Raw genomic sequence first — 7,216 nt, forward strand, 5'->3', positions numbered from 1 at the left:
ACTGCGAGCATCGGCGCGATCCGTTCGGCCGAAGTGCCGTACCGCGTGACAAAGCGTTCGCGGTCTTCCGAGTGCGTGAGGTTCAGCCCGCCGTGGCCCGCCAACAAGAACTTGCGGCCGGGGGAGGGCATGCGCTCATGGACGATGACGGACACGCCCGCGCGGGCCAGCACCTCCGCGGCGATGAGGCCAGCCGGGCCCCCACCGATGACGCGCGCCGTCCGCATCACGCGCTCCGAGCAGCGAGGCAACCGCAGGCGTCGACGGCACAGGTGGGCATGGGGTCAACGTAGCCGATGCGTCGTTCGGCGCACGCCCGCAGTCGCAGGGATGGCCGCCAGCGTTCAACCGCGAGCCAACCGCCCCAGGAATCCCCGCGCTGCCGGCGTCGTTCTCTAGAAGCGCCTCATGGCGCATTGGCCAACGAAACCGGAGCCACATTGTGAGCGAGAGTCCCGACGCCACTCCTGAACCGCTGTCAACGGGCATGCCCCTGGGTTCGGAGAGCTCGCTACGTGCCCCACGCTCGGAGGACGGACCGGCCCCGTGGGTTCTGGTGTTGGGCGCCACCGGCTACATTGGGGGCCGCCTGGTGCCGCGACTGCTGGCGGGCGGTTATCGGGTGCGCACCTTGACGCGGTCCAGTGAGCGGATCGCCGCACTCCCGTGGGCCAACGAGGTCGAGGTGGTTGAGGGAGATGCGGCCGATCCTGACGCGATGGATCGCGCGATGGACGGCGTGGACATCGTGTACTTCTTGGTGCACTCGATGACGGGCGGGCACGACTACGGGCGGCTTGATCGCACCATCGCACTGAACGTGGGGGAGAACGCAGCCGCACACGAGGTGAAACGCATCATCTACCTGGGTGGACTCCACCCCGACGGAGACAAGCTCTCCTCTCACCTGGCCTCCCGCAAGGAGGTGGGCGACATCCTCCTGGCATCGGCCGTGCCGACCATCATTCTTCAAGCAGGGGTGGTTATCGGGTCAGGGTCCGCGTCGTTCGAGATGATCCGTCACCTCACCGAGGTGCTGCCATACATGCCCGCGCCAAAATGGGTGCGCAACTTCATCCAGCCCATCGCGGTGCGCGACGTCATTTACTACCTGTTGGCCGCGGCGCGCGTCGACGATGACGTGAATCGGGCGTTCGACATCGGCGGGCCAGACGTCATGCGCTACTCCGAGATGATGAACGGATACGCGCTCGAGGCCGGGCTGCCGAGGCGTCGCATCACGGCGTTGCCGGTTCTCACGCCAGGGCTCGCCTCGCACTGGGTGGGGCTGGTCACGCCAGTGCCCCGTCGGCTCGCCAGGCCACTGGTGGAGTCGTTGCTGCATACGTGCGTGGTGAAGGACGACGCGATCAATCACGTCATACCGCCGCCGCCTGGGGGCCTTGCCGGGTACCACGATTCCCTTCGCCTGGCTTTGGGCCGCATTGAGATTGATCAGGTCGAGACCAGTTGGGTTGACGCGCGAGTCAGCGATGCACCCAGCGACCCCATGCCGAGCGACCCCGAGTGGGCGGGCAGGACCGTCTTCAAGGATGCGCGCAGAAAGTCCACTACTGCCGACGCCGAAGCGGTCTGGAGGGTGATCTCCCAGATCGGAGGGGCCACAGGGTGGTATTCGGCGTCTGTGCTGTGGGCATCGCGCGGCCTGATTGACCGGCTTGCTGGCGGGGTCGGCCTCAAACGGGGGCGCCGCACCCAGGCGAAACTGACGGTGGGGGACGCGATTGATGTGTGGCGTGTCGAGCACATCGAGGACGGGCGGCTGTTGCGCCTGCGGGCCGAGATGCGTGTTCCCGGCAGCGCATGGCTGGAACTGGGCGTCAATCCCACCGAGAACGGTTCGGAGTACTGGCAGCGCGCCGTCTTCTTTCCACGAGGTCTGACGGGACGGCTCTACTGGTTGTCCATGCTGCCATTCCACGGCCTGATCTTCAGCGGCATGGTGAACCGGATTGTGGCTGTCGCTGAAGGTGACAGGGTTGACGAGTCTTCCATGCCCGACTCCTCCCGTCACCAACCCGTCCGCCCGCCCCGCGAACACTGAACCCGCCCTGGTCACGCGAGCGCTCGCATGCATCGGCGAGGAGGTGCACGCCTGACGCAAGGGCCGCGCCGTCACGTACCCAGGTACGCGACCCCGTCGATCTGGACCAGGCATCGTGCGTCGAAGAAGTCCGTGGTGGCCGTCATGCGGGCGGGAGGCTCCTCGCCACAGAACTCCGCAAACACGTCCCAGGCCTCCCGCATCTCGGGGCCCATCTCGCGGACCCACATGGTGACCTGAACCAGGGCCGACATGTCGGCTCCAGCCCGCACCAGCGTCGTCCGTAGTGACTCAAGGCTGGCGCGGGTCTGCCCTGCCAGCGTCGGATCGTCCAAGGCGCCCGCATGGTGTGCGAGGTAGAGGTGGTCGCCGGCGCGCACGGCGCTGGCGCAGGTGGTGTCCCCATAGTGAGGAGCGAAGCGGGTGATCATGAGGCCCACGCTAGACCCGGGCGCCGACAACGCGGCCAGCTCCGGCAGAGCGCGGGACCAACGGCCCTCGCGTGGCGGCGTGCCGCGTGTGAGCCTACGGTCGCGGACATCGTGCCTGGTCTACAGGGCCCCGCACCGACGGGAGTACCCATGACCATCACTATCGAGGATGCCGCATTACGCGACACCGATGCTTTGGGCGCGTTTGTCCAGGAAGCCTTTGCCACGGCGCGCGTGTCCGACGGTCACGAGCGGGAGTTGCTGGAACAGGTGCGCGCCGACGCGCGATACGTGCCTGATCTGGAGCTGGTCGCTATTGAGGACGGACAAGTGGTCGGCTACGCCATGGCGAGCGCGACCACCATCGCGGACGGTGACCGCACGTGGCCCGCCCTGTATCTGGGTCCCATCTGCACGCGCGAGGACCGACGTGACGCAGGCCTTGGAGCGACGATGGTGCGCGAGTTGCTGGCGCGTGCCGAGCGGGCTGGCCACGGGTCGATGTTCCTGGCGGGCGACACCGCCTACTACCCGCGGTTCGGCTTCAAGCCAGCGTCGACGTGGGGGATCCGCTGCCAGTACGACATCCCTGCCGAGATGCTGGACAACATCATGGGCATCGAGATCACTCCGGGTGCGCTCGACGGCGTGACCGGCGTGGTGACGTTCTAGCCCTCGAGGCTCACTCAGCCACGGACGACGCGTTGAGCGCCTTCGCGATGTCAGGCGCGAGATCTCTTGGCTCAGTACGCGAGCCGTAGCGCGCAATCACCCGCCCGTCGCGGTCCACCAGGTACTTGGTGAAGTTCCACTTGATCGACGAGCCAAAGAAGCCACCCGCCTGGGACTTGAGCCACACGAACAGCGGATGCGCACCGCGCCCATTGACGTCGACCTTGGCGAACATCGGGAACGTCACGCCGTAGTTTGCCTGACAGAAGTCGCCGATCTGAGCGTCGTCGCCCGGCTCTTGCGCCCCGAACTGATTGCACGGGAACCCGAGCACGGAGAAGCCTTGGTCTGAAAACTGCTCGTACAAGTCCTGAAGTCCAGCGAACTGCGGCGTGAACCCGCACTTGCTTGCGGTGTTGACGACGAGCACCACCTGTCCGTCGAACTCGGACAGGGAATGGTCGCGGCCATCGAGCGTGGTCGCCGTGAAGTCTGCAAGGGACGGCATGGGTTCATCGTCTCACTCTGGCGACCGTGCCGTGCCGTGCCGACGCATCGCCGCACGTAAACTGGCATGCGTGACCATCCGCATCGTCTCCATTGGGGACAGTTTCACCGAGGGCATGAACGACTACCTTCCCGACGGCAGCCCGCTGGGATGGGCCGACAGGGTGGCTGCCGGTCTCGCCGCCGCACACCCCGACCGCGAGGTCTGGTATGCCAACCTCGCTATCCGCGGCCGCAAGATCGAGTCCATCGTTACCGAGCAGCTCGACGCCGCGCTCGCCCTGGATCCGCCTCCCACGCACCTGACCTTCAACGGCGGTGGCAACGACATGTTGCGGCCCCGCTTCTCCGACGAGCGCATGGCCGCGTTCACGTCCCTGGTGCTCGACCGGTGCGCGCAGCAGGGCGTTCACGTGGTGATCCTCACGGGCGCCGACCCGTCCGACCGGCTTCCGGCCGGCAAGCGAATGCGCAAACTGGGCGCGCGCCTCACCCAGATTGTCGAAGACCTGATCGACGGCCGCGAGGGCGTGACATTTGTGGACAACTTCCGCGTTCCCGAGGGACGCAACCAGGCGTGGTGGTCGGAGGACCGCCTCCACCTCAGCAGCCTGGGACATCAGTGGATTGCCAGCCGGGTTCTCACGGCGATGGGCTTTCCCACGGAGTCGCCGACGGCGGCCGACGCCGACGCCGTGCGCGGGGGCCTCGGGGCGGAGGCACGGTATTGGTGGACCTATGTAGTGCCGTGGATGGGGCGCCGGCTCAGGGGCCGCTCCTCAGGCGACGGCCGCGAGGCCAAGTTCCCCACGTGGACGAGGGTGCCCGCCGCATAGGCTGGCGCGCATGGAACAGTACGTGCGGCCCACGATCGCGCCGCAGGAGTTCCGCGACGCAGAGGGCCGCGTGATTCCCTACGGCGAGCGGTGGGGGATGAACGGCGCTCCCGACCACACGTACTCGGTGCTCACCCATCCGGAGCGGTTCCGACCCCTTCACGAGGTCGCGAGAGCACTCATCGCCTACCTGGAGCGCATTTACGACGTGGCGGTGAGCGAGAGTCCATCCCACCTGGCCGATGTCCCGGAGCGATTCCTCGACGCGACCACGGTTGTCCGGCTCATCCCGGCCAACCCGCGGTGCGCACCGATCACGATCATCTTCACCGACCTTCCCGGCATCACGTTGCTCGCAGGGGTCTTGGTGGTCGAGTATGCGCCCTCCTGCGGCTGCGATGCATGCGATCAGGTCTGGGACAGTGCCGCCGATGATCTGGAGTGGCTAGTTATGGCGGTGATCGAGGGCGGCCTCACGGAGCACGTGAGTCGCGGCCCGCGCCCCACAGTGAGCCACAGGCTGGAGCGGCCAGACGGTCATTGGGGCCGTACGGGACGTGCTGACTCCACGATCACGCCACAACAACTGGCCAAGGCTCGCGCCAGGCTCGCTCCGATCGATGGCGCCTGGGCAGCGTGGAGTCCGCGCGTGCCGTAGGGGCCGGTGCGAGCCCTAGACCAATGCCATGCCCCACACCAACGTGTGGCTCTCGCCAGGCTGCAGGGTGACCAGACCCTGCCCGGTGCGGAAGGCGTCGGCGATGCAGGACATTGGCTCGACGGCCACGCCGCTGCGCTGCGCCGACGCAGGGCTGATGTGGTTCCCCGTGCACACCTGCCACGCCTTGGCGGCGTCGTCCATCCAGATCGCCACTGTCGAGCCGTCGGCGCGGGTCAGGCGCGCCCAGGAGCGGCCGTCGGCGTCGCGGACCGGGTCCACAAACGCATCGTCAAGATCTGAGCCCGCGAGGGTGCGCGCCTCGCGATAGTCCATGTCGCTGGCGACGGGAGTGGTGCCGGTGGGTAGCAGGCGGTCGTTCACCGTGACCAGGCTGTTCGCGCCCAGTTCGAGCGTGCAGTCATCGAGCGAGCCCCGGCCGGGTGAGATCCATGGGTGGAAGCCGACGCCGTACGGCAGGGCGGTCGCGCCCGTGTTGCGGGCCTTCGTGGTGATGGTGAGCCCGTCATCGGTGAGCGCGTAGGTGACGCTCACGCGCAGTGAGAACGGGTAGCCGGGGCTGGCTGCGAGGTCAAGCACCAGCGTGGCGGCGTCGCTGGACGCCTCGGAGATGCTCCAGTCGACCCAGCACGACAACCCGTGCAGCGCGGTGTTGCGGGCGGGCTCACTGATGGGCAGTTGCAGCTCGTGGCCATCGAACGTGTAGGCCCCGTCTGCGAGGCGGTTGGGCCACGGCGCGAGCACCATGCCGTGGAACGCGGGCGCGACCTCATCCTCGCCAAAGGAGACCACCACGTCGGCCCCATCAACGGTATAGACGCGCAACGCCGCGCCGACGGTGGCAAGGGTGGCGCTCTGGGCGCCGCGGGAGAGGTGGATCTGGGTACCGGAGAGAGGGCTCATGCCCTCACGTTAGCGGCGCGGCGGGCTCGCCGCGCGCGACCTATCGCCTGCGTCGCGGCGTGAGGCGCACGGCGGGCATCGGCGGAGCAGGGATGCGCACGTCCCCATGGCCCGCCACGTCGCCAAAACGCGCGGAGCGGCCCTGCCAGGCGTCCCATGCCTCCGCAATCTCCTCGTGACTGCGGCCCACGAAGTTCCACCACATAACCAGTTCTTCCTCGAGCGGCTCGCCTCCCAGCAGGAACAGCAGGGCGCCTTCGTCCGACGCGACCACCACCTGGTCACGACCGGTGCCCAGGTAGAGGAGGTCGTTGCGGCCGGGGCGCGTCGCGTCGGCGTGTGGGTCGGACGACGCGTGGACGTCCAGTTCCCCTTCGAGCACCACGATCGCGTGCTCCCAAGACGCGTCCAAGGGAATGCCGACGCGTGAGCCGGGAGAGACGCCAATCTGGGCTCCCACCAGGGGAGTGTGCGTGGTTGCCGGGGACGAGACGCCCGCAAGGGTGCCCATGACGACCGTGGCGTCGGCGTCGGCGCCGCGTTTTGCCGGGAGGGTGAGCGTGGGGAGGGTCTCATGGCGCTCGAAACCCCGGTCCCCGTGCCTGGTCGCCTCCGGAAGGGCGACCCACAGCTGCAGCGCATCGAGCTCGACGTCCGCGTCTCCCAGCGAATACTCGGAGTGGGCAACGCCAGCGCCGCTCGTCATGAGATTGAGTTGGCCGGCGCGCAACACCACGTCGGAGCCCAGCGAGTCGCGATGACGCACCTCGCCGGTAAGCGGCCAGGTGACGGTCTGCAGGCCCATGTGGGGGTGCGGCTCCACCCTCATGGTGGTGCGCTGAGGGCCAAAGCGGTCAAGAAAGCACCAGGCGCCCACCGTGGGAACCGCGCGTTGAGGCAAGGCACGCTGCACCTGCATGGAACGCAAGCCGCCCAGCGGTACCTCGCGGGACGGCATGATGTCTGCGCGCGGCCCCAGGCTTGTCATGGCCGCGGCGGCCTGTTCGGCCACTCGACCTTGGCGCCCTCGATGGGGTGGCGTTCAAGGTAGCGGGCCATGTAGGCGCACAGCGGGATGATGATGCGATCTCTTGAGACGGCGTCCTCGAGGGCTTCCTTCGCG

Annotated in this window: 9 protein-coding genes; 4 read left to right on the forward strand and 5 right to left on the reverse strand. The window is 67.7% G+C overall.

Annotated features, from left to right (window positions below):
- On the reverse strand, positions 1–227 hold a 227-nt coding region (locus QZZ33_RS06945; protein ID WP_291379044.1), incomplete at its 3' end, for an NAD(P)/FAD-dependent oxidoreductase.
- A 260-nt stretch (positions 228–487) separates the two neighbouring features.
- Here QZZ33_RS06945 and QZZ33_RS06950 point away from each other — a divergent pair.
- A complete protein-coding gene (locus QZZ33_RS06950) occupies positions 488–2,065 on the forward strand; it encodes an SDR family oxidoreductase (RefSeq protein WP_291379051.1) in 1,578 nt (525 codons plus the stop codon).
- A gap of 71 nt (positions 2,066–2,136) precedes the next feature.
- Here the strand turns inward: QZZ33_RS06950 and QZZ33_RS06955 are convergent, their stop codons facing one another.
- On the reverse strand, positions 2,137–2,496 hold the full coding sequence (locus tag QZZ33_RS06955; protein ID WP_291379045.1) for a RidA family protein: 360 nt from the start codon (positions 2,494–2,496) through the stop codon (positions 2,137–2,139).
- A 150-nt stretch (positions 2,497–2,646) separates the two neighbouring features.
- On the opposite strand from QZZ33_RS06955, the gene QZZ33_RS06960 reads away from it, so the two are divergent.
- The gene (locus QZZ33_RS06960; protein ID WP_291379046.1) at positions 2,647–3,168 is read left to right on the forward strand and encodes an N-acetyltransferase; all 522 of its coding nucleotides are present in this window, start codon (positions 2,647–2,649) and stop codon (positions 3,166–3,168) included.
- A gap of 10 nt (positions 3,169–3,178) precedes the next feature.
- On the opposite strand, the gene QZZ33_RS06965 is transcribed toward QZZ33_RS06960, so the two are convergent.
- Positions 3,179–3,676 (reverse strand): glutathione peroxidase, encoded by a 498-nt coding sequence (locus QZZ33_RS06965; protein ID WP_291379047.1) that lies wholly within the window; start codon positions 3,674–3,676, stop codon positions 3,179–3,181.
- 70 nt (positions 3,677–3,746) lie between these two features.
- Here QZZ33_RS06965 and QZZ33_RS06970 point away from each other — a divergent pair, with 70 nt between their 5' ends.
- Entirely contained in the window at positions 3,747–4,511 is a 765-nt protein-coding gene (locus QZZ33_RS06970; RefSeq protein ID WP_291379048.1) for an SGNH/GDSL hydrolase family protein, read from the forward strand.
- 10 nt (positions 4,512–4,521) lie between these two features.
- Entirely contained in the window at positions 4,522–5,169 is a 648-nt protein-coding gene (locus QZZ33_RS06975) for a DUF6226 family protein (RefSeq protein WP_291379049.1), read from the forward strand.
- Between the two features lie 15 nt (positions 5,170–5,184).
- On the opposite strand, the gene QZZ33_RS06980 is transcribed toward QZZ33_RS06975, so the two are convergent.
- Entirely contained in the window at positions 5,185–6,093 is a 909-nt protein-coding gene (locus tag QZZ33_RS06980) for an aldose 1-epimerase family protein (RefSeq protein ID WP_291379050.1), read from the reverse strand.
- 40 nt (positions 6,094–6,133) lie between these two features.
- Positions 6,134–7,081 carry a pirin family protein gene (locus tag QZZ33_RS06985; RefSeq protein WP_291379052.1) on the reverse strand — a complete coding sequence of 316 codons (948 nt, stop codon included), beginning with the start codon at positions 7,079–7,081 and terminating at the stop codon, positions 6,134–6,136.
- Positions 7,082–7,216: the final 135 nt, after the last annotated feature.

The sequence above is a fragment of the Demequina sp. genome, assembly GCF_016278775.1.
Classification (GTDB): domain Bacteria; phylum Actinomycetota; class Actinomycetes; order Actinomycetales; family Demequinaceae; genus Demequina.